Source organism: Undibacterium sp. FW305-107 (assembly GCF_058788535.1).
On sequence record NZ_JBYTAV010000009.1, the window covers coordinates 124,235 to 150,022 of the forward strand.

Below are 25,788 nucleotides of genomic sequence, written 5' to 3' on the forward strand. Positions count from 1 at the left end.
GGATTACCTACATCATAGGCACTAATACCAGTTTACTGCGATTGACTTTTTATTCATCAGATATAAGCCTGGGTTATTCTCTCCTGAGTAGAATTCGGGTTTTCTTTCTGTAAATCAATATTTTCAACAAAGTACTGGATGGCGGGCTTAAAAGCATTTCTTCTTTTGCAGTTTATCTCTGCAGAGAAAGTGCTGAATATGGATCAAGTTGCATATAATCCATTATCGAGGACGCTTTCCTGAATGCCTATTTGCAATTTCAAGCATTCGGATTCTCATTTGAATATTTTTTCTTGATAAGCAGACAGATGAATACCACTGAATCAAACAATCGTGAAAACAGCCGCGACCACAAGCGCCAGGCGGCATTGAAGTTGCTGGAAAAGACTGGCATCATGCGCAGCAATTACGCGCCACCTTATTTACGTCTGTTATGGCGCATGGGGTTTGATATTCCACCACCACACTTTGCCCAATTCTGGCAAAACGCGCTATTTGCGGGCTCTTTTTACGCTGTCGCCTGGGGCGCATTGATGTACTTTTTTGTCTGGTCCAAAACAGCCATGTCGGCGACCACCATGCTGAATTCAGCTGCGATTGCCGGTATCTTGTTTGGTCTGGCCCTGGCCAGTTATTATGCCTACGGCAAACGCAAGCATGGTCTGCCATCCTGGCAAGAATTTAAGCCGGATACGGTAGCCTGATGATGAAGTTTTTTTTGTCATCCTTACTCTGTAGTCTTACTCTGGCAGCAGGAGTTGCAACGGGTGTTCAGGCGGCAGCGCCACAAACTGACACAGCAGTTACTGCATCTGCATTACAACAAGCGGCAATGCAGCTTGAATTGACCCGGCTGACAGAGCAGTTTGGCGATGGCATTGCCGAAACCTATAGTGAAAACCCTGCCCGTATCATCTATGGGAATTTTTTCGGTGATCATAAGAATGATGCCGTAGTCTTGTTTAATCTGGAAGGATATGGCGGCGGCAACCATCATGCGGAATTTATCGCCTTTTTTACCGAACTTGAGCAATTCGAAGTAGCGGGCAAGCGCAACCGGCCATATCTGCTGGTGGCAGTCACCAAACTGGGTGAACGTGGTTGGCGCTCCTTTGATTTTAATAGTGCGAGCATCAAACAGGGCATAGTGACACTGAAAGGCAGGGAAATGGCATCCCGCGACGCCATGTGCTGTCCTTCATTGGCGATTACCCGTAGTTTTAGCGTCGATGAATTTGACCATATCGTTGAAAGCAAAGACGGAAAACTGAAACGCCGTATTTCCCGTCCTTGATTCACAAGTTTACATTTCTCATATTCAAATTTCTTGCATTTAAAAGATCTCACATTCACATTTCTCTGCTTTAACTTGGCTTTTAAGTCATCAGTTTTAAATTTCCAGAATGCAAAATAAGACACCATGTCTGAATTAACAACATAGTGCTTGTAGTGCGTATTGGATTGCAGGATACTTGTAACTAAACATTTGTAAGCAGACATTTCAGCCGCAGTTTTTTGCGCGCATCTTCAGTACCGAATTCGATACAAAAATAGAAGTCGACAGGCATTATCAGCACAAATCAGCACGATGAAGGAGGCTGGCAAAGCTCCGCACACAGAAGAACTTGGTATAGCACGACTCAGTAACTGGGAAATCTTAGTATGAGACCGTTGAAGAACAAGCACGTCAAATCCCGTCTTACCCTCAGCCTGCTGTTCGCCATGGCATTGGGACTTAGCCAGCCATTGGCTGCGCAGGATACCGACAGCGTCATTGGGCGCTTTGATATCAGTCGTTATGATGTCAAGGGTAATAACTTGCTGACTCCCACTGCTCTGGATAGCTTGCTGGCACCCTATACAGGCAAGGGCCGCAGTTTTGCCGATGTACAAAGGGCGCTGGAAGCACTGGAAAAAGCTTATCACCAGAAAGGCTATAGTCTGGTGCAAGTGGTCTTGCCTGAGCAGGAATTGAATCAGGGCGTCGTCAAATTCATTGTCATACAGGCGCGCATTGCCACTGTCAGTGTCAAGGGTAACCGCCATTTTGACAGCGACAATATCAAACGCAGCCTGCCGCAATTGCGCATAGGCGATACCCCCAATATTAAAAAACTGTCTGAAAGTTTAAAGACTGCGAATGAAAATCCGGCCAAGAAAACCAGTTTGCAATTTGAGACTGCAAGCAAGGAAGGCGAAGTCAATGCCGTATTGAATGTTGCCGACAACAAGCCCTGGACCGTTGGGGCAACTGTGGATAATGCTGGTGACAGCAATACCGGAAAATCACATCTGGGACTGCTGTTCCAGCATGCCAATATCAGCGGGCGTGATGATGTACTCAGCCTGCAATATACGACCACGCTGCAAAAGCCCAGCAAGTATGCGGTATTTGGTGTTGGCTACCATTTGCCCCTGTATCAGCTCGGCGATAGCGTGGATTTGTATGCGAGTTATTCGAATGTTGATTCCGGTTCAGTCGCTGCAGGCATCTTTGACCTGAATGTCAGTGGTCGTGGAGCCGTGGTGGGCGGGCGCTATAACTTCAACCTGGGGCGTAGCGAGGATTTTGATTCACGCCTGAGTTTTGGCTGGGACTATAAGGCCTTCAAGAATAATGTCGCCTTGCAGGGCATACAGCTGGGGAATGATGTCACTGTCCATCCCATCAGTGTCAGCTATGCTGCTACTTTGAATTCAACTGCGGGCGATGCCAATGCCTATGTGACGGCGGTGCATAACCTGCCTGGCGGTGAAAAGGGCAAGACCGAAGATTTTCAGAGAGTGCGCAGTGGCGCAACTGCCGGATACAGCATCTTGCGCTATGGTTTTGGCTATAGCAAGGTCTTGCCGGCCGCCTGGCAATTGAAGCTCATGCTGAGTGGACAATACACCAGAGATAGCCTGGTACCCGGTGAGCAGTTTGGCGCTGGTGGTGCCAGCAGTGTGCGTGGCTTTACCGAGCGTGCACTGGCCAATGATTATGGCACTTTGGTCAGTGCAGAAATTTATACACCCAACTTGTGTGCAGGTTTTAGCGCCAGTCTTACCCAGTGCCAGTTACTTGGTTTTTATGATGCTGCCCATTTATCACGTAACAAGGCGCTGCCTGGGGAGCAGAGTTCTGCTTCCATTTCCAGCATAGGCATAGGTATCAGGCTGGCCATGTCACGCATGATGTCGCTGCAGATGGACTATGGCAAGTCGCTGCATGCACCGGATGAATTGAGCAAAGATGACAGGCGTTTGCATGTCAGGCTGGGCGTCAACTATTAATGATGGATGAGGAAGAGCATGAGAAATGAAATCGATATGTTCGCTCAATCTGAATCTGTATTGAGGCCGAACCTGAGGCAAGCCCTATTGCCTAAGCAGCTATCTAAGCTTATGCCAGTGTTGCTGGCAGCTTGTTTTGTGTCCAGTATTGCCCATGCGAATCCGGTTGGCCCGCAAATTGTCAATGGCAAGGTTATCTTCAACCAGGATGGCAAGGTATTCACGATCACCAATACGCCAGGTGCGATCATCAACTGGCAGGATTTTTTCATCAATGCCGGTGAGACTACCCGCTTCATACAAGAAAGCGCCAGCAGCACGGTATTGAATCGCATCATAGGCCAGAACCCGACCCAGATTCTGGGTGCCTTGCAGTCCAATGGACGGGTGTTTTTGATTAACCCGAATGGCATCCTGTTTGGCAAGGGTGCACAAGTTGACGTCAATGGCTTGACTGTTTCCAGCCTGGGCATGACGGATGCTGATTTCAAGGCAGGCAAGCTGAATTTTAATGCAGGTACAGCTGCAGGCAAAGTCAGTAATCAGGGCGCAATCACGACGCCGTCAGGTGGTCATGTTTACCTGATAGCACCTGATGTAGAAAACAGCGGCATCATTACTTCACCCAAAGGTGAAGTCTTGCTGGCAGCAGGGCGCTCAGTAAAACTGGTGGACTCGGCTAACCCTGATGTGCATGTGGTCGTCAGCGCCGATGCTGATCAGGCCGTCAACCTGGGACAGGTCATTGCCCAGGGGGGCAAGGTAGGGATTTATGGTGGTCTGATCAGCCAGCGTGGCCTGATCAGTGCCAACAGTGCCGTCGTAGGTGAAAACGGCAAGATTTATTTCAAGGCCAGTGGAGATACCGTACTCGACACTGGTAGCACGACCACTGCAACCGGCAAAGGCAAGGGCGGTGACATACAGGTACTCGGACAACGCGTAGCTTTGGCAGGAAATGCCCAGGTGGATGCCAGTGGCGACACCGGTGGTGGCCAGGTTCTGGTGGGTGGTGATTATCATGGCGATAATCCCTCTATCATGAATGCAAAACGCGCCTTTGTGTCCAGTGATGCCAAAATCAGTGCCGATGCCGTTAAGTCTGGTGACGGCGGTAAAGTTATCGTCTGGTCGGATGAAGTGACGCGGGTGAATGGCAGTATTTCAGCACAGGGCGGGGCTCAAAGCGGGAATGGTGGCTTTGTAGAGACCTCAGGCAAGCAAAACCTGGATTTTCACGCGAAAGTGAATGTCGGGGCAGTACGTGGCAAGGCCGGTACTTTATTACTTGATCCATCTTCTATTACGATTGCCGGCGGTACTGGTGATGGTGCATCTGACGGTACCGGGACATTTCAAGGTTCGGCGATAGGTAGTATCAATTTTGCTGATGGTGGCCCGACCACCGTGTACCAGTCAGAGTTGACTGGCCTGGCTCCTGGCACGAACATCGTGCTGGAAGCAACAAATTTTATTGATACCAGCGGTACCTTTTTCGGTAGTCAGATATCTCTGCCCAACAATTCCAATCTGACCCTGAGAACACGCAATGCATCTACCGATGTCAGCGTCACCCGTGGCATTAACCTGACAGGAGCAGACCCCAATCTCGAGATCAAGGCAAATGGTACGGGCACGATTACCTTGCAAACCGGCACTGGCGCATCACCACAGTCTGCCAATATCGTGGTTGCCAAGCTGACCACCAACAGCAGCCAGATCAGTACCAGTTCCAGTGGCAGCACGACTTTTAAAACCTTGCTGACCACGCCAGGCACGGTCGGCGTAGGTGGCAATATCACAATCAACAGTAGCGGCCTCGTGAACGTAGGATCTGGTGGTATTGATGCGCGCGGCAATTCTTCTACCGATGGGAATGTCACCATCAGTTCTGGTGCCAATATCGCACAACAAAATGGTTCAATCATCTATGCCAACGACTTGAAGCTGTCAGCTGCCAGTGGCTTGCATGGTACTTCTGCCAGTGACAGTATGGGAGTACAAGCTAGCAAATTGAATGCCATCAACACAGCAAGCGGAGATATTCGCATTGCCAGTTCTGGAGCGAATCTGGTCATAGGGGATATTGGGGGAACCGGTTACGGAGTCAAGCAACAAGGGGTTGGTGCCGGTATACACCTGAGTTCGCCGACCACCCGGAACATATCGATTAACGCTGCGTTAGTAGCCAACAATGGCCTGATATCTGTCAGCGGATCAGGTGGTATCAACCTGCTTTCCGGCGGCAATATTAATAGCGCTGGTGGCAGCATCAGCTTGCTGGCCAGTGACGCCGACATCATGACCAGTACTGCATCCGGTACACAGATCAACAGTGCCGGTGGCACGATCTCGCTTAAATCCGACAAAATGAATTTGCTCGGTAATATCAACGCGGGCAGCAACTCAGTGAGTCTGGACAGAAATGCTGCAGCCACTATACATCTGGCCACTGGCACCACTGATCTGGTCGCAAATACGCTGGAATTGTCAACCGGTGAACTGAACCGGATAACAGCTACGCGTTTGAGGATAGGTAACATCTCTGGTGCCAGTATAGATATCAAGGGCCCCATGAGTTCTGGTGCTGGTGGGGCATTGCAAAATGTCAATACCTCCCTGACTTTGAATTCAGGCAATACGATTTCCCAGCAATCCGGCGCCATTATTGATGGTGCCAGTTCTCTGCAGGTACGGGGTTACGGTGTCAGCTTGCCAGAAGCTAATACCATAGGTGTGATTTCCGGCTCCGGTGACATAGGTGGCTTTACCTATCGCTCCATCAATCATCTCAATATCACGACAGTTGATGGTTATAGCGGTATCAATGTGAATGCTGCTGCCAAGCTGGTGACCGATTCGGTTTCCGGTATCAGCCAGGCGGCTGGCAACCCGATTACTGCTACCTTCCTTGGGCTGCAGAGCAAGGGACCAGTAGTCTTGATGAACACAGCCAATAATTTTGGTACGCTGGGTGCCGACCTGAATTTGAGCGGCATGGGCGTAGGCGGCATCAGTCTGTTCAATTCGGGCAACCTGAGCATAGGCACAGCGTCCGGCATCGTTGGCGTCACTACGAATAACCAGCCTGTATTGTTAAGTACGGGAACAGGATCTTCGCTCACTGTTTCTGATAGCGTCAATGCCGGTTTCGCAAAGGTAGGTTTTATTGCTGACTTGCTGACATTAGGTGGGCCAGGCGGAGTTACTGCAGGCGATTTCGGTGTGCGGCCTTTTACCAGCGGGCGTGCAATTACGGTAGGTTCCGGCACTTGCACTTCGTCCCCCTGCCTTAGCCTGACTAATCTGTATAAAGTCAGTGCGACCAATATTGCGATAGGCAGTGATAATTCAGCCAATCCTTCGGGAGCTATTTCTGTTGTTGGTATTACTGATACCAATACCAGTGCGATCACAGATATCAAGCATTTGATAACGACCCGTATAGGCTTGCTCAGCGGATCTGACATTAGCCAGGCCAATGGCATCACTGTGCAGGACCTGGGCTTGGTGGCGAACGGTAGCATCAACCTCAATAGCGTGAACACGGTTAGCAACCTGGCAGCAAAAAGCGGTAGCAGTTTTAATTTCATTAATAGCCAGGGCATCAATGTCAGCACACTCAGCGGTGCCAATGGATCGAGTAGCTATAATCTTGCAGGTATCACTACTGTCGGCAATTTGTACCTGACTGCCAACTCAGGCAATATCGCGCTAGGGGCCAATGTCAATACTGGCAGCGGCACTGCCACACTGGCCGCAGCTAACGGGGCAATTACCCAGTCGGCTGGCAATCTACTCAGTGGCGGTGCGCTGGATGCAACTGCCAATGGTGGCATAGGACATAGCACTGGTTTGAAAACCAGCGTGCCCATCCTGCTGGCGAATAACACCGGTGCAAATACTGATATCAACATCAAAAATACCGGTGCCCTGAATATCCGTAATGTGCAGCAAAGCTCGGTTGGCAGCACTGGCAATGTTCTCATCGATAACATCGGCGCGATCACGCTAGACAGCACAGATGCAGTACGTACCAAGGCAGGCAATATCAGCCTGGTGGCACATAGTCCTCTGACGGTGAATGGTACGGTTGCCAGTTCAAATGGCGGCAATATCACACTTGAAGCCGGGGCGAGCGGCAGTACTGCCGACAAGCTGACTGTAGGTAGTACAGGCTCTGTCACTACCAGTGGCAATATTTTGCTCAAGGCTGGTGATGCCATCCTGATTTCTGGTACTGTCAGCGGTGGTACGGTGACCCAGCAAGCTTTCCAGAATGCGCCACTGCCCACCCTGGAACAGTGCATTGCCAACGCGTCTACGCCCGGTTGCAGCTCAGTCCTGCCTAGCCTGGCTGCCTGTGTCAGCAATCCTAATTTGCTGGGTTGTAGCGTAGTTTTACCTAGCGTGGCTGCTTGTCAGGCTAACCCTAGCCTGGCTGGTTGTAGCGTAGTGCTGCCTAGCCTGAGTTCTTGTATCGCCAATCCTTCGCTGTTTGGTTGCTCGAATGTCTTGCCTAGCCTGAGCAGTTGCCTGGCCAACTCAAATATTGCTGGCTGCAGCGTAGTCTTGCCCAGCTTGTCGTCCTGCCTGGCTAATCCTTCCATATCAGGTTGCAGTGCTATTTTGCCTAGCTTGAATTCGTGCATCAGTAACCCGAGCCAGTCTGGTTGCAGTGCTGTTCTGCCTAGCCTGACACAATGTACTGCCAGCCCAAGTACTCCAGGCTGCAGCGTGGTCTTGCCTGCATTGGCAGCTTGTCTGGTATCGCCCAATATAGCTGGTTGCTCGGCAGTCTTGCCATCCATCGCTGCATGTACGGCCAGTCCGACTTTGCCCGGCTGCTCCTCGGTCTTGCCTAGCTTGTCTGCCTGTATCGCCAATAGCAGTCTGGCCGGTTGCAGTGCTGTATTGCCTACACTTGCGGCTTGTACTACCAGCCCCAGCCTGCCTGGTTGCAGTGCAGTCTTACCTAGCCTGAGTGCCTGTATTGCCACCCCGACGCTGGCAGGTTGCAGCAATGTGTTGCCGACGCTGACAGCATGTGTCGCCAATCCTGCACTGACGGGTTGCAGCGTGGTCTTGCCAACTCTGGCAGCCTGTACTGCCAATCCTGCTTTGGCGGGTTGCTCGTCTATTCTGCCTGGCCTTGCGGCTTGTCTGGCCAGCCCATCCCTGCCAGGATGCAGCGCTGTTCTGCCTACTCTGACCGCTTGTATCGCCAATCCTGGTCTGGCTGGCTGTTCATCTATCCTGCCATCTGTTGCAGCGTGTACGGCTACACCAAGTTTGCCAGGTTGCAGCGTGGTCTTGCCTAGCCTGAGCGCCTGTATTGCCACTCCTGCACTGGCAGGTTGCAGCAATGTCCTGCCTACGCTGACGGCTTGTACTGCTGCGCCGACCCTGCCAGGATGCAGCGTGGTCTTGCCTGGTCTGGCTGCATGTACTGCTAACCCGGCTACTCCAGGTTGCTCTGCCGTTTTGCCAAGTTTTGCCAGTTGCACGGCCAATCCAACACAAGCCGGTTGCAGCGCCGTGTTGCCAACCTTGGCAGTGTGCACCGCTACCCCATCAACTGCAGGATGTTCTGCGGTTCTGCCAGGTTTGAATGCCTGTATCGCTAATCCAGGTTTGCCTGGTTGCAGCGTCGTGTTGCCTAGTCTTGCTATTTGCGTAGGTTCACCGCTGACAGTTGGTTGTAGTGCCGTGTTACCTAGCCTGGCTGCATGTACTGCTAATCCGTCGACTCCAGGTTGCTCTGCCGTTTTACCCGCACTGGCGAGCTGTGCGGCTAATCCGGGTTTGCCTGGTTGTGCTGCAGTCTTGCCAACCCAGGCGCAGTGCGCAGTCAACCCAGCTTTGCTGGGCTGCACGCTGGTCTTACCTATTGGCGACCTCAGGACAGGGAATATCCTGAATAACTCAATCAATTTTGCCCTGAATAACTTTGTCAGTTCCACCTTGTTCATGACCAATGCTATCAGCAATCCGAATAGCTTCTTTGACAGTGGCGGCAGTGATTCCGGCAGGGAAACCAGATTTGAGCAAAGAAGCAGTTTTGGCGGTACCAGGGATAACGGAGTATTAAAAAATGCTACAGATAAAAAACTCTACTGCAATTAAGTTTTTCTTTATTGCAGCACTGTGCCTGAGCTGCGCGCTGAGTTTTGCCGCGCAGATTGCAGGCACGGTGACCCACCTGAGTGGGCCATTGATCGCCAAGAAAGCTGATGGCACGGTAAAGGTATTGTCCCAGCAATCTGGCATAGAGCAGGGCGACACCCTGATTGCCGAGAAAGATACCTATGCCCGTATCAAGTTTGCCGACAATAGCGAAATTGTTCTGCGCCCCAATACCCAGATCAAGATAGACCAGTTTTCCTTTGAAGAAGACAAACCCAATAATGATGGCTTCACCATGACCCTGATCAAAGGTGGCTTGCGCGCTGTCACCGGTTTGCTGGGCAAACGCAATAAAGAAAGGTTTGGTCTCAATACGCCAACGGCATCGATAGGTATACGCGGTACTATTTTCATCGCCGAATATGTTCCATCTGAAACGAATCTGGCTGCCTACAATCTGGCAACTACGGCAGCTTTGCAGATGCCGTCAGCTAAGGATGCTAATGCAGTACGCAGCGATGTTGATGTGCCAGTCACCGCAATACAGCCTATGCAACTTGCTGCCAATGAGACTTCGAATTCTGGTACGGGGCGTGCGCCCGGCTTGTATGTACAAGTGCTGGATGGCACCATCTTCCTGCGAAACGGTGCAGGTAGCCTGGATGTCACCTCTGGGCAGTTTGGGTTTGCTATCAGCTTCAGCAGACCACCTGTCCTTTTACCTAATAACCCCGGCATGCAATTCTCGCCACCGGGCAGTTTCCCGGTTAGCCTGAATCAGGATAATGCCAATAATGAGAGCAAGTCAGGCAGTTTGATTTGTGAAGTAAGGTAATTGATATTGATGAAAACAGGATTTGCCATAGCGGCAAATCCTGTTTTGTATTTTTTGCGTTCTGTGCAGCTGAATTTAAAAGACAGGTAAATCAGCACTGGCATGCTGACGCAAGGTGTTGCGTGCGACCTCAAAGTCTGGAAATACCGACTGCACGGTGGCCCAGAAACGTGGGCTGTGGTTCATCTCTCGTAAATGCGCAAGCTCGTGCGCAATCACATAATCAATAATCATTGGCGAAAAATGGATCAAACGCCAGTTCAGACGTATCTTGCCTTGTGAAGTGCAAGAGCCCCAGCGCGTTGCCGCTGCCGACAAAGCCATGCTTTGATAGCGCACATTGAGTTTTTCCGCGAATACTGGCAGGCGTTCATTGAAAACCCGTTTGGCTTCTTGCTGCAACCAGGCTTGTACCCGGTCTTTCAATTGCTGCTCACCAGCGTCCGCTGGCAGGTTGATAATCAACTCAGCTTGCTCGCTCTGGAAGTGTGTGCCACTGACAGAGGCAGGCGCAATCCGCAAAGTGATTTCACCACCAAGATAAGGCAATCTTGCCCCGTCCTGCCAGGTCATGCTGGGTTCCAGTTTGCGCTGTGTGCGCTCACGCCGCTCAGTCAGCTTGCGCAAAATCCAGGCTTGTTTCTCTTGTATCGCTGTTTCAATGTCGGCAATCGTCACCCAGCGCGGTGCCGTGATACGCAAGCCATCTTCATTGATCAAAAAACCTATGCTGCGTCGTTTCGAACGTTGCAAATCATATTCGAGCAAATAATCCTGTATCAGGATGCGGCGTTTGTTGCTGCTGTTAACAAAAGTCGACGGTGGCGGAGAGACTGGCCGTGTGTCATCTCGCTGAGTTTTGTCATTGACCGGAACCGGTGCTGGTACCGGTGTTTTTGCAGGTGTGGGACGCAATTTGTCCGGCACCAAAAAATCACTGAATAAATCCAGTTGCAATGCCATTTGTATGGCCTTGCCAATCGATGGAATACGGGGTTTCATTTAAGCTTGGGGAATCCTGATTCAATAGCAAGTGAATATCTGACCAGCTTAATTTTTAAGCTGGCATTACACTAGTTTGAACTATTTTCAGGTTTTCGTGTTTTTGCGACTGAAAATGGAGATTTGCAGAGGAATCTGCAGCGGGGAAGAGAAGGAGCTGATGAAGAGGCTGATGTAGCAAGCATCAGCCCCGGTATTTCATTGGGATTGTTCAGCCTGATAAACCTGTGGAGAAATCACACGCATCTCTGCTTCTATCCATTTCTCCACTTCCTGCATCAGTTCAACCGCATTCATGCCGTTTGGCGGTATAGGTTTGCCAACGGAGACAGTGACGGTACCTGGCAATTTGGTGAAAGAATTTTTTGGCCAGCATTCGCCAGAGTTCAGCGCGATGGGTACGACAGGAGTATTGGTTTCCACCGCAAGACGTGCACCGCCACCTTTGTACTGACCTTTTTTACCGACAGCGATACGCGTACCTTCAGGGAACATGATGATCCATTGTCCATCAGCCAGGCGCTTACGGCCTTGCGTGACGACGTGGGCGAAAGCATCCTTGCCCTTGCTGCGGTCGATAGGGATCATGCGCAGCATGGAGATAGCCCAGCCAAAGAAGGGGATATAGGTAATTTCTTTTTTGAAAACAAAAACCAGAGGGCGTGGTGTTGCCATTAACAGGAAGATGGTTTCCCAGGCAGACTGGTGCTTAGACAGCAGGATGGCCGGACCATCCGGGAAGTTTTCAAAACCCTTGGTCTGGTAGCGTATGCCGCAGATTACTTTTGCTGCCCAGATAATGGTGACATTCCAGCGGGCAGTAATGTAATAGCGCTGGTTATATGGCAAAAAGGCAAACAGCATGCTGATGGGGGCCCAGACGATGGTGACTATCGCCATCACCAGCAAGAAAATCAGCGAACGAACAAAACGGGTAAAGCTGAGCATGTAGTCTCCATTGTAGCGATGCTGTTTGAGTTTTATGAGTGACTCAGATCGCGATATTAAATTCAGATGGCGAGTTTTCCACCAGTTTGTCGACCATTGCAGCAAGGTCAGCAAAGACCTGCGTACCTGGCGGCAAGCCCCCTTTTTCCTGGGTCTTGCTGCCTTTGCCAGTCAGCACCAGATGCGGTTTGCAACCTAGTACAAAACCAGCCTGCAAGTCACGCAGGGAATCGCCCACGCAATGCACACCCTTGAGATTGGTGTCATAGCGGCGCGCAATTTCCTGCAGCATGCCAGGCTTGGGTTTGCGGCAATCGCAATTATCGTCCGCCATATGCGGGCAAAAGAAAATCGCATCAATCGTGGCACCAACTTGCTGGGCGCTGGTATGCATTTTTTGATGGATGGCATTCAGCGTCGCCATATCAAACAGCTTGCGGCCTATGCCTGACTGGTTGGTCGCGACCACCACCGTGTAGCCCGCCTGGTTGAGGCGGGCGATGGCTTGCAGTGAACCCGGAATCGGCTTCCATTCTTCGGGTGACTTGATAAAGTCGTCCGAGTCCTGGTTGATAACGCCATCGCGGTCAAGGATGATGAGTTTCATCTGCAATCCTGGTTAGTGTTACTCATATGTTCCATCGTGTTTCTGGTATTTCAATGCTGCCTCAAGCTGCCAGCTTGGAAATGTCGGCAACCTGGTTCATCATGCCATGCAGGCTTGCCAGCAAGGCCAGGCGGTTATTACGCAGGGCCAGGTCTTCTGCATTCACCATGACATCATTGAAGAAACTGTCCACCGCTGCACGCAGGGCTGCCAGGGTTTTCAAGGCACTGGTGAAGTCGCCTTTGGCAAATGCCGCATCCACTTCCGGTTTGACATCGGCCATGGCCTTGGCCAATGCCTGCTCTGCAGCTTCCTGCAACAATGCTGGCTGGACTGCGCCTGGCGTACCCTCGGCTTTTTTGAGGATATTGGTAATACGCTTGTTGGCAGCCGCCAGTGCTTCTGATTCTGGCAGGGCAGCAAAGGCTTGTACAGCTTGCAGGCGTTCAACGATGTTATCGAGCGTATCTGGTTGCTGGGCAACCACAGCTTCAACTTCACTTTGTGAAAAGCCCTTGTCGCGTAACTGGCCGCGCAGACGGTCAAACAGGAAGTTCAGCACATCTGCTGTCGGGTCTGTGAAATTGGCATTGCCAGCAAACAGTGCGACAGCCTGTGTCAGCAAGGTATTCAACGACAGCGGCAAGCGTTTTTCCACCAGCATGCGCAAGATACCCAGGGCATGACGGCGCAGCGCAAACGGGTCACGGTCACCGGTAGGCTGCAAGCCTATACCCCAGATACCGACCAGGGTTTCCAGCTTGTCTGCCAGTGCCACAGCAGTGCCTGTCAGTGTCGCTGGCAGAGCATCGCCAGCAAAACGTGGCTGGTAATGTTCAGACGCGGCAGCGGCCACATCGGCGTGCTCACCATCATGCTGGGCATAGTAAGTACCCATGATGCCTTGCAGCTCAGGGAATTCACCGACCATATCGGTCAGCAAGTCGGTCTTGGCCAGCAGGGCGGCGCGTTCGGTCAGGGCGACATCGCCATTCAGGCTGGCAGCAATCTGGCCAGCCAGGGTTTTAACGCGTTGCGTACGTTCTGCCTGGCTACCCAGTTTATTGTGATAGACCACATTTGCCAGCAAAGGCAGGCGTGATTCCAGGGTCTTTTTCTTATCTTGCTCAAAGAAGAACTTGGCATCTGACAGGCGTGGGCGCACGACGCGCTCATTACCCTGGATGATGTATTGCGGGTCGCTGGTTTCCAGGTTGGAGACGATCAAAAAGCGTGAACGCAATTTGCCAGACGCATCTGTCAGGGCAAAATATTTCTGATTCGTTTGCATGGTCAAAATCAGGCATTCTTGCGGCACTGCCAAAAACTCTTGTTCGAAATTGCATTCATACACCACTGGCCATTCGACCAGGGCGGTCACTTCATCAAGCAGGGATTCAGGCATCAAGACCTGGTCTGCACCTGCTTTGCCCAACAGGGCTGCGCGTATCTGTTCTTTACGCTCATTGAAGCTGGCAATCACCTTGCCTTCGCTTTTCAGGCTGGCTGCATAGTCTTCAGCCTTGGCAATGCTGACTTCACCCGCGGACAGGAAACGATGACCCTTGGTGATGCGGTCACTGTTCAAACCCAGCAGGGACAGTGGAACAATCTCAGCGCCGTGCAAGGCAATGATTTTGTGCACTGGGCGCACAAAATGCACAGTCTCGCCATCAGGACGCTGGTAGCTCATGACTTTAGGAATAGGCAGTTTGCCTATGGTTTCTTCCAGCGCAGTTTGTACTGCCGGTGCCAGGGCAGTGCCTGCCGCTGTATAGCTGTAAAAGAAACTCTCGGCCTTGCCATCCACAGCACGTTCCAGGTCACTGACTTGCAGGTGAGGGAAGCCCAGTGCGGCCAGTTTCTTACCCAGCGGTGCTGTCGCATTGCCAGCCGCATCCAGTGCCACTGAGACAGGCAAGACTTTTTCACGCATCAGCTTGTCCGGGGAAGTGGCGCGCACACCAGTGATGCTGACGGCCAGGCGGCGTGGTGAGGCATAGCTGGTTGCTACCGACTCAGCTTCGAGGAAATCGCGTGACTTCAGACCAGCGACGATACCAGCGCTGAATGCTTCACCCAGTTTGGCCAGTGCCTTGGGTGGCAGCTCTTCGGTAAATAATTCTAATAACAGTGTTTGGCTCATGTTTCTTATCCTACGTTCCGGCGTTGTGCCAGAATCTGTTTAATGATGTTCTTGTGGGCTATACGTAAAGCCTGTGCAGTGCTTATGCAGCGCTTATGTAGCGGCGACGGCAGCGGGAGCAGGCTTGTGCTTGTCATCCGCGGCGCACATGGGGAAGCCCAGTGCTTCACGCGATGCATAGTAAGCCGCAGCCACGGCGCGCGACAGATTGCGTATGCGGCCTATGTAGGCAGCACGCTCAGTTACTGAAATCGCACCACGCGCATCCAGCAAGTTGAAAGTATGCGCAGCTTTCAATATCATTTCATAAGCAGGCAGGGCCAGGGACTTTTCTGTCACATCCAGCAGGCGCTTGGCTTCCGCTTCGTAATTGGTGAACAGGGAGAACAGGAAATCTGTATTCGAGTATTCAAAGCTGAAGGTCGATTGCTCAACTTCATTTTGATGGAATACGTCACCATAAGACAGGCGCACGGTCTTGCCGTTTTCTTCACGCTCGGTCCAGACCAGGTCATAGATATTATCTACACCTTGCAGATACATGGCCAGACGCTCCAGGCCATAGGTGATTTCACCGAGGATAGGCTTGCAATCCAGGCCGCCGACTTGCTGGAAGTAAGTGAATTGCGTGACTTCCATGCCATTCAGCCAGACTTCCCAGCCCAGGCCCCAGGCACCCAGGGTAGGGTTTTCCCAGTCATCTTCAACAAAGCGTATGTCGTTTTGCTGCAAATCCAGGCCAAGGGCTTTCAGCGAACCGAGGTAGAGATCGAGGATATTTTCCGGTGCAGGCTTCAACACCACCTGATATTGGTAATAGTGTTGCAGACGGTTAGGGTTTTCACCATAACGGCCATCCTTGGGGCGGCGTGATGGTTGTACATAGGCCGCCCGCCATGGCTCTGGCCCGATGGCGCGCAAGAAAGTGCCGGTATGCGAAGTCCCCGCGCCCACTTCCATATCGTAAGGTTGCAACAGGGCGCAGCCTTGCTTGTCCCAGTAATCTTGTAATGTCAGGATAATTTGTTGAAATGTGAGCATCGTGCTATCTGCCTTTGTCACTTCTTGAAGAAGCGATGAATAAAGTTTGCCAAACCTTAGATTTTAACGGCTTTTGCGTAGGATAGGCGAATTTGCTTGATGCTATTTTATTAATTTTTAGGGCTTAAATGGAGAAAATCTTAAGACCATTAACCACATTACAGAGGAAGGAATGATTTTTTGCAAAAAATCATCGTTTCGTAAGCAAACAGCATGCTGTTCGAGTTCCTTACTGCACCACAGAGAAAAACAGAAGGAAAATATGAGGATGCTTATTATTTTGCAAATATTTGTTTTGTATTGCGTGACGCAATTGCAGCATAAGTAGGCAGCTTTGCTCGGGCGGTTTTTGTTGCAATTCATGTGGCTACGCGGTATAAAAATCCACCTGCCAATAAAAATAGCGAGTTTAACCGGAGACCGCAGAGCAATGGCTATCGTCGATCCTGATCTTACCCTGGATGCCGAGTCACACCGGCTGGAAGAGTGGTATCTCTTGTTGGGGGAACTTTCCCATTGCTTGTGGTACACGCCAGAATTGCCTGAGATGTTGCGTGGCTTCTGTCGCATCCTGGTACAGCGTGCTGGCTATCTGTGTGCCGAAGTGGAACTGGACTTGGGTGACAAGTCAGAAATTTACCGTTTTCGCGCCGACAGGCAGGCTGGAAAAGAGACAAAATACCTGGTCCTGCCTTTGCAGCGTTATGGTGATGTGCTGGCGCAATTGCGTGTTGGTGCTGACTTTGATCTCAGTGAAAATGGTGATGCATACAACATATTGAGCCGCTTTGCCAATGAACTTGCGCAAGCCATCCATGCCCTCAGCAGCACGCATGAGCACCATGATCTGCAAGACAACATGGAGATGCTGGCGCTCTCGGTGCAGCAAAGCCCGTTTGCAGTAGTCATTACCAATGCTGATGGTGAGCTCGAATATGGCAATGACAGCTTTTGCCGTATTTCTGGCTATGCATTGAACGAGGTGCTGGGCAAGCATGTATTCTGGAATTCTGGTGACCCTGCTGATGAAAAAGTCATGCGCATCATCAAGGCGCTCAAGGTCGGTGAACACTGGCAGGGTGATGTACTCAGCCACCGCAAGGACGGCACTGCCTACTGGGAAAGGCAGATGGTCAGCCCGCTGTGCGATGCTGACGGGCATATCACCCATCTGGTCGCTGTCAAACAAGACATTACCGATAGCAAATTCCAGTTGAAGGAAGTCGAGCAGGCCTTGCTCTTGCGTGAACAAGCTTTGGTATCAAGCAGTAATGGCATCATGATTACCCGCAGTGATGACAGTGATCATTCCATCGTTTATGTGAATCCGGCTTTTGAGCGCATTACTGGCTATGCGGCGCAAGAAGTCATCGGTCGGGAAGGGCGTTTCCTGGTAAGAGAAGATCTGGCGCAACCAGATCTCGAAGAGATACGCACGGCATTGCGGGAAAAAAGAGCCGGGTGTGCGCTGTTGCGCAATTACCGCAAGGACGGTACGCAATTCTGGAATGAGCTGCATATCTCACCCGTCAAGGATGCGACGGGTGCCGCCACCACGCATTTTGTCAGCGTCATCAATGATGTCAGTGAGCGAGTCAATTACCAGAAAGAACTGGAATACCAGGCTACTCATGACAGCCTGACCGGTCTGGCCAACCGCAATTTGCTGAATGATCGCATCACCCAGGCCATCGCCTGGGCCAAGCGCCAGGACTTGTCGGTGGGCTTGATGCTGCTTGATCTTGACCATTTCAAGCTCATCAATGATGCATCCGGCCATGGTGCCGGGGATGAAATGTTGAAGCAGGTCGCTAACCGGCTCAGCCATTGTGTGCGCGAAACCGATACGGTGGCGCGTTTGGGCGGTGACGAGTTCGTCATCATCCTGACTGATTTGCCTGAGACTGGTGATGTAGATATCGTCGCTGAAAAAATCCTTGCCGCACTGGCGCGTCCGTTTGAAATCAATGGGCATGATGTATTTGTCACGGCCAGCATAGGTATTTCGCTATATCCGCGTGATGGTGATCATGGCGAGATTTTGCTGCGCTATGCCGACATCGCCATGTACCGCGTCAAGGAGCATGGGCGCAATAGCGTGCGTCAGTTTATTCCCGAAATGGGTGTTACTGCCATCAGCCGCCTCAATATGGAGGGCGCATTGCGTCGTGCGCTGGAAAGACATGAACTCACTCTGCACTACCAGCCCAAGATAGAACTGGCTACTGGCCATATCGTCGGCGCAGAAGCGCTGGTGCGCTGGCATCACCCGCAGATAGGCTTGATACACCCCATAGAATTCATTCCGCTGGCAGAAGAGACAGGGCTCATCCTGCCTCTGGGAGAGTGGGTTTTGGCTGAAGCGTGCCGTCAGCAAGTCAACTGGAAAAAATCTGGTCTGGCTGATTTGAAAATTGCCGTTAATATGTCACCACGCCAGTTCCGGCAAGAAGATTTGTCTGAGCGCGTCGCTGCGATTTTTGCCGAGACGGGCGCTGATCCGTCCAATGTCACGCTGGAGCTGACTGAGAGCATGGTCATGCAGGATGTCAACAGTACGCTGGTCGCATTGCGCGCCTTGAAAAACCTGGGTTTGTCGATTTCGCTGGATGATTTTGGTACTGGTTATTCCAGCCTTTCTTACTTGCGGCGCTTCCCTATTGATGAACTGAAGATAGATAAATCCTTCATCAATGACATCCATGAAAATCCTGATGATGCAGCAATTGCCAGCGCCATCATTGCCATGGCACTGAGTCTAAGCCTGAGTGTGGTTGCCGAAGGGGTGGAAAAGAAAGAACAGGCTGAACTCTTGCGCAAAATGGGTTGCAGCCAGGTACAGGGCTATTATTTTGGCCGACCCATGGACGCCGCAGGTTTTGCCATCCGCTATCGCGAGCATATCAATGAATAAACTCATGAATAAGCTGATCTGGCGTACAGGCAAGGTGAGCGAAATCCCGGAATTGCTGATGGCAGCAACACTGGAGAAATCTGCAGCCGTCGGCGCGGCGACTGTCTATCATTTTAAGCACGATGGGCAGGAAAAACTGGCGATTTCCCTTCCCGATGGTCAAGCCCTGATCATAGAACCTCTGCCCAGTGGCAGGCCACGCAGACGGCGTGTTGACCCTCTCAAAACAGGGCAGGTGGGCAAGCCTGTGAATGCTAATGGTGATAGCTGAGTCAAATCTCGCATCAAGCTTCTTATGGCGTCATGCGTATTTGCCAGGCAACAATGCCGTTGAGAGATCATTCTAGCGGGCTACCACTAAGCTGTTGGGAGTTGCAATTGCTGCAATTGCTGCAGCGACCGTGTTTTCATATTTATCTCACCACTGGCAGTCATTACCCAGGCTCAGGGTATTTGCGAAATGCATGATTGTGTTGCTGATGCAAATGCGCGTAAAGAAATTCCCGGCTTGAAATGATATTAAAAATATATTTTTATGGGGTTGAGATGTTGTTTGTGGCTTGTTTGTGGCTTATCTCCACTATTTTTATACTTTCACAAGCCATGGTAGCAAACCATCACCTGACATATCCATGATATTTCACTTATCATGCTGTCATGATAGAAGATCAGGAAGTTTCCCTCCCCCCTTATCCTGGTATCCAGGAAAAAGACATACTGCTGGTACAGACGCCCGCAGACGCAGAGCAAGCCTATGCAGAGATGCTGGCAGCTGATATTTTGGGTTTTGATACAGAATCCAAGCCGGTATTTTTCAAAGGCCAGCAATCCGATGGCCCGCATCTGATACAACTGGCTACCGATAGCAAGGCTTATCTTTTCCCCACGCTCAAGGCACAAAACACCGATGCCGTGAAAGCCCTGCTGGAGTCGAAAGACATACTCAAGGTTGGCTTTGGACTCAGCGATGACATGAAGCGTCTGAAAATCAAGCTTGGCATCTTGCCACAGCACGTGCTTGACCTGGCGCGTGCCATGCGCGAAAGCAAGCAGCGCGACATGGGGGCGAAAGCAGCGGTCGCCAAATTCTTTGGCATGCAATTGCAAAAATCCAAAAAAACCTCTACTTCCAACTGGGCCGCCCCAGCCCTGAATGACAGGCAAATCATGTATGCCGCCAATGATGCGCAAGTGGCCTTGCTGGTCTACAGGAAGTGGCTGGCACTTAAGCAGTGATGCAGCAAGGCTGAACTTTAAGGCGTCCCCAATGTCAGATGGCTCACGATAGCCGAGTTGATAGGGGATGTATGCTGGCAAAAAAGAAAATGTTGTTAATCCTCGCAGGGGCTTTTTTTTCTCTGTTTAACGAGGCAGCGCAGGCCGATGGACTGGCAGACTTAAAAGCCGCCCTGGCACGTCTGCCAGGGCAAACACCGGTGAAAGCTGTAGTCGAAGCCAAAACCTGGAGCCGCCAGGGTGACGGCAAGGAAGCTGATGAGCAAAATGGCCAGGCCAGTATCAGTCTTGATGACAGCCCCCGTGGCTTGCAGCTTTTGTATAGCAAGGATTTATTGACGCGTCTCGAAACTGAAGAGCGCGCCAAGGAAAAAGATCCCAAAGCCAAAACTCCCACCATTGCCGCCATCAAGGAAGTCAATTCATCAGAATTGCGTCCCATGGTTTCTGCTGTCGGTAATCTGTCGCGCGTCTTGGAAAAGGCCATACTCAAAAATGAAAAAGCCGATGCTACTTACAATGGCAAGTCCGCGCGCTTGCTGAGTTTCGAGATTTCTATTGAAAAGCTCAGCGAAAAAGATCGTAAATACGTCAAGAAATTCGAAGGCAGTCTGGATGTATGGATAGGCCCGGATGGCATCCCGCTGGCCAGCCGTATGCATCAGGCTATCTCCGGACGCGCTTTTGTTGTCATCAGCTTTGAAACGAAAAATGAGGAAGAGCTGGTGTATGGAGTGAGCGGCGACCGGTTGGTTGTTACCAGAAAAGAAAGTAAGAGCAGTGGCTCAGGTGCCGGTGAAAAAGGTGAGATGCGCGTGGTCAAAACCCTGCAAGTGCAATCTTGATAAGCCTGAACTTGCTGCAACGCAACACCGATAATGCATAATTGTTTTGTCGATTTATTTGGGTTTGACATTACAATGTAGTGATGTAAAGCTAGTCTACAAGAAAGGTAATTCCAGTGTTTAGCACGCCTTATTTTCCTCCTTCTTCTGTTTCATCTTCCGGTCACTACAAATTGCGTAAGCTGCCTGACTTAGCCGCCACTGCTTTGCTGGTATGTCTGGCTTATGCCGCCTATGTTCCTGCTATCCACGCCGCCCCGGTGCTGGCAGAAGGCTCTGCCGCTGTCGCGATAAATGCAAAGAAAGTCATCAGTCATGATGTCTATGCAAACTGGCGCAGCATACAAGGCAATGTCTTGAGCCGTGATGGCAACTGGGCAGCCTATGCATTGGTGGGGCAAGAGTCGGACGGCGAAGTCGTCGTCAGGAATTTGAAAGATGGCCGCGAATTTCGTGCGCCACGCGGCACTACACCGGCATTCAGTGCGGATGGACGTTACCTGGCTTTTGCGATTGCGCCAACCAGAGTAGAACTGGACAAGGCCAAGAAGGACAAGAAGAAGGGTGATGATTTGCCCAAATCTGGTTTGGGCATCATGAATCTGGCGACGGGTAAAATTGAAAACCTGGACAGGGTAAAGCGTTTTGCCTGGCCAGAAGAGGGTGGCAACTTCCTGGCAGTCTTGTTCGATGCGCCCAAGGACGCAAAGAAAGATGCGAAGAAAGACGCTGAACCTGCCGCCAAGGACGATGATGATCAGCAGGCTGCTACGGCCAATGCCGCAGCAAAGAAAAAAGACACGGGTACAGAATTTCTGTTAATCGACGTGGCGAATACCAAACGCAGCAGCTTCAAGGACGTCGCTGATTTTACCTGGTCAAAAAATGGCGAATTGCTGGCTTTCAATGTCATCACCAAAGATGCACAAAAAGACGGCGCGCGTGAAGGTGTTTACCTTATCAGCCCGCAAGACCTGACACCACGTGCAATCATGGCAGGTGCAGGCAGTTACAAGCACATGAATTTTGATGAAGCTGGCCGTCAACTTGCCTTCGTCAGCAACCGTGATGACCTGGCAAAAAAACACGCCGAAGCAGATAAGTCTGGCAAGAAAAGTGCTGATACAGACAAAACTGACAAAGCTGAAAAAGAAATTACTGCATACAATCTGTATTACTGGCGCGCCGGTGATAGCGAAGCCAAAGCCATTGTCACAGCTGATACGGCAGGTTTGCCAGCAGGCTGGCTGCCCAGTGAGCATGCCAGCCTGAGCTTTAGCAAAGATGGCCAGCGCCTGTTCTTTGGGACCGCAGAAATGGCCAAGGCTGACGCCAAGGATGCGCCAGAACCCTTCAAGGTTGATCTCTGGCACTGGAAAGATCCTGAGCTGCAATCCATGCAAAAAGTCAGGGCAGAGAAAGAAAAACAGCGTAGCTATAAAGCGGTTTTCCATATCGCTGAGCAACGCTTCGTCCAGCTTGCCAACAAGAATATCCCAAATGTATTGATCAATGATAATGCGCGTTTTGCCATGGGGGCCAGTGATGTGCCTTACAAAATGCAGCAATCATGGGATGCGCTGTATCACGATGCCTATGCAGTAGATTTGCAGACTGGCCAGGCTCGCTTGCTGGTGCAAAAATTGCGTTATGTACCCAGCCTGTCGCCAGGTGGTAAATATGTGCTGGCCTTTGATGCCAATAGCAGCGTATGGTATTGCTGGTCAACTGCAGATGGCAGCAAGATCAACCTGACAGGAAAAATCAAGACACGTTTTGAAGACGCAAAACGCGATACACCTGAAGTCAAGGATGCCTATGGTTTTGCCGGCTGGACTGAGGACGATGCCAGCGTAGTCTTGTATGATCAGTTTGACTTGTGGGAAGTCAATCCGCAGACTCAAACCAGCCGCAACGTGACAGCAGGCTATGGTCGCAAGCACAATCTGGAACTGCGTTATGTTCCTGTCGATATGGAGAAAAAACCGCCTGCTGATGAACCCTCACCCGTCGCCGAAGCCAAGGCTTTGCCGACAGATTCATGGATACTGGCCGCCACTAATGAAGGTAATCGCTCTACCGGTTATTACCAGCAAAACCCAAAATCTGGCGAACCAGTCAAACTGATACATGGCGATAAAATGTTCGCTGGCCTGATCAAGGCCAAGAAGGCAGATACGGTATTATTTACGCAGCAAAGTTTTACGGAATTCCCGGACTTGTGGACCAGCAACCTGGCTTTGCAAAACCCGCAAAAAATCAGCAATGCCAATCCACAGCAAGCCCAATTCAACTGGGGCAAGCAGGAAATGATTGAATACACCAGTCTCGATGGCAAGAAGCTCAAGGCCTTGCTGGCCAAGCCTGAGAATTTTGATCCGGCAAAAAAATATCCGATGATGGTCTACATCTATGAAAACATGTCGGAAAGTTTGCATAAATATGTCCCACCTGCACCTAGCCAGAACATCAATGTCACCCGTTACCTGAGTAATGGTTATGTCGTGCTGCGCCCGGACATCGTGTATAAGACTGGACATCCGGGCAAGAGTGCCTATAACACTGTCGTGCCAGCAGTACAAAAAGTACTGGCGCAAGGCTATGTCGATCCCAAACGCGTAGGCATACAGGGGCATAGCTGGGGTGCTTACCAGATTAATTACCTGATTACGCAAACCAACATGTTCCGTGCTGTTGAAGCTGGCGCATCGATGGCGAACATGATCAGTGGTTACGGTGGCATACGCTGGGGCACAGGCATGAGCCGCGCCTTCCAGTATGAAAAACAGCAAAGCCGTATCGGTGGTGCGCCGTGGAACAAGACGGCCGAGTATATAGAAAATTCACCCATATTCTATGTAGACAAAGTGCAGACGCCTTATCTGACCATCCATAACGATGATGATGATGCAGTGCCATGGTATCAGGCCATAGAATTTTTCACCGCTTTGCGCCAGTTGGGCAAGGAAGCCTACTGGTTCAATTTCAACGGTGAAAAACATGGTCTCAAAGAGCGCGACAATATGAAGTTTTATACCGTGCATATGGCCGAGTTCTTTGATCATTATTTGCTGGGTAGTCCACGTCCTGAATGGATGGACAAGCCTGTGCCTTATCTGGAACGGGGCAAGAGGGATGTGATGGGGCAGTTCAAGCCTGCTGCGGCAAAGGCTGAGTGATTTTTGGGGAGCCGCTTGCGGCTCCTCGCTAGCTGCCAGCACTTCAATCATAAGATACACGGCAATCTTAAATTCGTCGCTCCAGCGCAGGCTGGAGCCCAGTGGCGTTTGTTGCATTGCCGTGCTTTGATTAAAACGATTGCCCTTCGTGGATACAAGCCGGGTCTCGGCCCGGCAGCCGAAATTCTTTCTGTGTGTCGCCAAAGAAAGAATTCAAAGAAAGGCGACCCAGGCGTAGCACTCCACTGCGCCGCTTGCAAGCGGCTTAGATGTTGGCAGCGCAAAGCATGCTTTGCGAAACCCTGCCAACATCCCCTACGGGGTGCCCATTTGTGCAGTACAAAAAATGGGAAGATCCGAAACTCGCCTGCGGCCTTGCTTTAGGAACATGCGCTTGCAAGCGCATGTCGTTATGCAGGCGGGCAGCATGCTGCCCTACGCGGGTCGCCCGAAACCCCTGCTACACCTCAAACAGCGGTTCTTCTTAATCCATTTCTGTACTGCACAAATGGCGGCTACACATGGGAACTGCTAACTTCAAAAACAACCCCAAAGTCAAATCCAACAGCAAAAGCAACATTACCCCCTCCGCAGCAATCCAGATGATATGAGCAAATTGCTAACAATGGGCAAGCAAATCAAACACTTGCTCTCATAAAACTTTAAAAATGTCGTAAACGTACAATACATCCATCATCGAAGCAGGTAGCATCCACTACATGCCCAAGACCGACAAGACTCCAAAAGCACAAACGCATATCTGGCCAGCCAGTGGTCAGGCGGCTGAGCATGTGCTGATGTATATCGTGCGCGATACTCGTGGTTGCCATCTGGACGGGCAGGATCTGTTGAATCGCTATCCTGCCACGCCGTTCTGTTCTATTACCTGGATGCTGGAAGGCGAGGTCTGTCTGGTGCAGCAGGGAAATGTCAGCAAGGATCAACGCTTGCCGCAGGTATTTATGGCCGGTTGTCAGAGTCAGTATGGAGTATCCATGAATCTGGGTGACAGGCATAGTTTTATGGCAGTGTTTTATTCAGATGCTTTTCATGTCCTGTTTGGCCTCGATCTGGAAACCGTGCAAGATCACTTCGTCGATGCCAGCGATGTATTGAATCCACAAAGCCTGACACTGCTGCAAGCTGTTGCCTCGGCTGATTCCCACGCAGAGCGGCGTCAATTGATTGAAACCTATGTCGCGCAAAACAGCAGCTCCCTGCTCGCCAGTCCCTGGTCACGTTTGCGCAAGATGGGGCAAAACCTGAGTTTGCGCCTGAGTTGCAGTTTGCTTGGGGTTGGTGCCCGCCAGGCACAGAGGCGGGCCAGGAAGGAAGCTGGCTTGCCCTTGTTGGGCTTGTCCAGATTATGGCGCGCCACGCGCAGTCATAGCCAGGTCTTGCTTGATCTGGAGCAGGGGCACACGCCGAATTGGACCGAGCATGCCAGCGCAATGGGTTATGCAGATCAATCTCACTTGATCCGGGATTGCAAGGATGTGTCGGGACGCAGTCCGCAACAATTGGTGAACGATGCCCGGACCAATGAAAGCGACTGGATTTATCGCTTATAAGCGGTACATAAAAAGCAGTACATAAAAGCAGGACATAAGCGGGCATAAGAAAGAGTCGCTTC

General features: G+C 51.0%; 16 protein-coding genes. 11 read left to right on the top strand and 5 right to left on the bottom strand.

Annotated elements, in window-relative coordinates:
• Positions 1 to 308 precede the first annotated feature (308 nt).
• The 5 genes from AC3WQT_RS20295 to AC3WQT_RS20315 all read left to right on the top strand — a co-directional run bounded on the left by AC3WQT_RS20295 (position 309) and on the right by AC3WQT_RS20315 (position 10,237).
• A complete protein-coding gene (locus AC3WQT_RS20295) occupies positions 309 to 704 on the top strand; it encodes a DUF6404 family protein (protein ID WP_492706482.1) in 396 nt (131 codons plus the stop codon).
• Positions 704 to 1,294: a hypothetical protein gene (locus AC3WQT_RS20300; RefSeq protein ID WP_492706483.1), complete on the top strand. Its 591-nt coding sequence runs from the start codon at positions 704 to 706 to the stop codon at positions 1,292 to 1,294. The genes AC3WQT_RS20295 and AC3WQT_RS20300 overlap by 1 nt, the downstream gene beginning before the upstream one ends.
• A 368-nt stretch (positions 1,295 to 1,662) precedes the next feature.
• Positions 1,663 to 3,276, top strand: a complete 1,614-nt coding sequence (locus AC3WQT_RS20305) for a ShlB/FhaC/HecB family hemolysin secretion/activation protein (RefSeq protein WP_492706485.1) — start codon at positions 1,663 to 1,665, stop codon at positions 3,274 to 3,276.
• A 111-nt stretch (positions 3,277 to 3,387) separates the two neighbouring features.
• The gene (locus AC3WQT_RS20310; RefSeq protein ID WP_492706487.1) at positions 3,388 to 9,402 is read left to right on the top strand and encodes a beta strand repeat-containing protein; all 6,015 of its coding nucleotides are present in this window, start codon (positions 3,388 to 3,390) and stop codon (positions 9,400 to 9,402) included.
• The gene (locus AC3WQT_RS20315; RefSeq protein WP_492706489.1) at positions 9,371 to 10,237 is read left to right on the top strand and encodes a FecR family protein; all 867 of its coding nucleotides are present in this window, start codon (positions 9,371 to 9,373) and stop codon (positions 10,235 to 10,237) included. Before AC3WQT_RS20310 ends, AC3WQT_RS20315 begins: the two co-directional genes overlap by 32 nt.
• A gap of 75 nt (positions 10,238 to 10,312) precedes the next feature.
• On the opposite strand, the gene AC3WQT_RS20320 is transcribed toward AC3WQT_RS20315, so the two are convergent.
• From AC3WQT_RS20320 to glyQ, 5 genes are all read right to left on the bottom strand, one after another.
• The gene (locus AC3WQT_RS20320; RefSeq protein WP_492706491.1) at positions 10,313 to 11,239 is read right to left on the bottom strand and encodes a M48 family metallopeptidase; all 927 of its coding nucleotides are present in this window, start codon (positions 11,237 to 11,239) and stop codon (positions 10,313 to 10,315) included.
• 198 nt (positions 11,240 to 11,437) lie between these two features.
• Entirely contained in the window at positions 11,438 to 12,187 is a 750-nt protein-coding gene (locus AC3WQT_RS20325) for a lysophospholipid acyltransferase family protein (RefSeq protein ID WP_492706493.1), read from the bottom strand.
• 43 nt (positions 12,188 to 12,230) lie between these two features.
• Positions 12,231 to 12,794, bottom strand: a complete 564-nt coding sequence (gene gmhB, locus AC3WQT_RS20330) for a D-glycero-beta-D-manno-heptose 1,7-bisphosphate 7-phosphatase (RefSeq protein WP_110255684.1) — start codon at positions 12,792 to 12,794, stop codon at positions 12,231 to 12,233.
• Between the two features lie 61 nt (positions 12,795 to 12,855).
• Positions 12,856 to 14,940 carry a glycine--tRNA ligase subunit beta gene (gene glyS / locus AC3WQT_RS20335; protein WP_492706495.1) on the bottom strand — a complete coding sequence of 695 codons (2,085 nt, stop codon included), beginning with the start codon at positions 14,938 to 14,940 and terminating at the stop codon, positions 12,856 to 12,858.
• Between the two features lie 93 nt (positions 14,941 to 15,033).
• Positions 15,034 to 15,981 (bottom strand): glycine--tRNA ligase subunit alpha, encoded by a 948-nt coding sequence (glyQ, locus tag AC3WQT_RS20340; RefSeq protein ID WP_492706497.1) that lies wholly within the window; start codon positions 15,979 to 15,981, stop codon positions 15,034 to 15,036.
• Between the two features lie 430 nt (positions 15,982 to 16,411).
• Here glyQ and AC3WQT_RS20345 point away from each other — a divergent pair, with 430 nt between their 5' ends.
• The 6 genes from AC3WQT_RS20345 to AC3WQT_RS20370 all read left to right on the top strand — a co-directional run bounded on the left by AC3WQT_RS20345 (position 16,412) and on the right by AC3WQT_RS20370 (position 25,726).
• Positions 16,412 to 18,895, top strand: coding sequence for a putative bifunctional diguanylate cyclase/phosphodiesterase (locus AC3WQT_RS20345; RefSeq protein WP_492706499.1), 2,484 nt, complete (start codon positions 16,412 to 16,414; stop codon positions 18,893 to 18,895).
• Between the two features lie 4 nt (positions 18,896 to 18,899).
• Complete coding sequence (locus AC3WQT_RS20350) at positions 18,900 to 19,166, top strand: hypothetical protein (protein WP_492706501.1); 267 nt, start codon at positions 18,900 to 18,902, stop codon at positions 19,164 to 19,166.
• A gap of 386 nt (positions 19,167 to 19,552) precedes the next feature.
• Positions 19,553 to 20,131 carry a 3'-5' exonuclease gene (locus tag AC3WQT_RS20355; protein ID WP_492706503.1) on the top strand — a complete coding sequence of 193 codons (579 nt, stop codon included), beginning with the start codon at positions 19,553 to 19,555 and terminating at the stop codon, positions 20,129 to 20,131.
• Between the two features lie 89 nt (positions 20,132 to 20,220).
• A complete protein-coding gene (locus tag AC3WQT_RS20360) occupies positions 20,221 to 20,976 on the top strand; it encodes a hypothetical protein (protein WP_492706505.1) in 756 nt (251 codons plus the stop codon).
• Between the two features lie 116 nt (positions 20,977 to 21,092).
• Positions 21,093 to 24,155: an alpha/beta hydrolase family protein gene (locus AC3WQT_RS20365; protein WP_492706507.1), complete on the top strand. Its 3,063-nt coding sequence runs from the start codon at positions 21,093 to 21,095 to the stop codon at positions 24,153 to 24,155.
• Between the two features lie 719 nt (positions 24,156 to 24,874).
• Positions 24,875 to 25,726 carry a hypothetical protein gene (locus tag AC3WQT_RS20370; protein ID WP_492706509.1) on the top strand — a complete coding sequence of 284 codons (852 nt, stop codon included), beginning with the start codon at positions 24,875 to 24,877 and terminating at the stop codon, positions 25,724 to 25,726.
• Positions 25,727 to 25,788: the final 62 nt, after the last annotated feature.

Excerpts from the sequence above, each read along its gene's own strand:
- AC3WQT_RS20295 (WP_492706482.1), top strand. The coding sequence starts at position 309 with ATGAATACCACTGAATCAAACAATCGTGAAAACAGCCGCGACCACAAG.
- AC3WQT_RS20300 (WP_492706483.1), top strand. The coding sequence starts at position 704 with ATGATGAAGTTTTTTTTGTCATCCTTACTCTGTAGTCTTACTCTGGCA.
- AC3WQT_RS20305 (WP_492706485.1), top strand. The coding sequence starts at position 1,663 with ATGAGACCGTTGAAGAACAAGCACGTCAAATCCCGTCTTACCCTCAGC.
- AC3WQT_RS20310 (WP_492706487.1), top strand. The coding sequence starts at position 3,388 with ATGCCAGTGTTGCTGGCAGCTTGTTTTGTGTCCAGTATTGCCCATGCG.
- AC3WQT_RS20315 (WP_492706489.1), top strand. The coding sequence starts at position 9,371 with ATGCTACAGATAAAAAACTCTACTGCAATTAAGTTTTTCTTTATTGCA.
- AC3WQT_RS20320 (WP_492706491.1), bottom strand. The coding sequence starts at position 11,239 with ATGAAACCCCGTATTCCATCGATTGGCAAGGCCATACAAATGGCATTG.
- AC3WQT_RS20325 (WP_492706493.1), bottom strand. The coding sequence starts at position 12,187 with ATGCTCAGCTTTACCCGTTTTGTTCGTTCGCTGATTTTCTTGCTGGTG.
- gmhB (WP_110255684.1), bottom strand. The coding sequence starts at position 12,794 with ATGAAACTCATCATCCTTGACCGCGATGGCGTTATCAACCAGGACTCG.
- glyS (WP_492706495.1), bottom strand. The coding sequence starts at position 14,940 with ATGAGCCAAACACTGTTATTAGAATTATTTACCGAAGAGCTGCCACCC.
- glyQ (WP_492706497.1), bottom strand. The coding sequence starts at position 15,981 with ATGCTCACATTTCAACAAATTATCCTGACATTACAAGATTACTGGGAC.
- AC3WQT_RS20345 (WP_492706499.1), top strand. The coding sequence starts at position 16,412 with ATGGCTATCGTCGATCCTGATCTTACCCTGGATGCCGAGTCACACCGG.
- AC3WQT_RS20350 (WP_492706501.1), top strand. The coding sequence starts at position 18,900 with ATGAATAAGCTGATCTGGCGTACAGGCAAGGTGAGCGAAATCCCGGAA.
- AC3WQT_RS20355 (WP_492706503.1), top strand. The coding sequence starts at position 19,553 with ATGATAGAAGATCAGGAAGTTTCCCTCCCCCCTTATCCTGGTATCCAG.
- AC3WQT_RS20360 (WP_492706505.1), top strand. The coding sequence starts at position 20,221 with ATGTTGTTAATCCTCGCAGGGGCTTTTTTTTCTCTGTTTAACGAGGCA.
- AC3WQT_RS20370 (WP_492706509.1), top strand. The coding sequence starts at position 24,875 with ATGCCCAAGACCGACAAGACTCCAAAAGCACAAACGCATATCTGGCCA.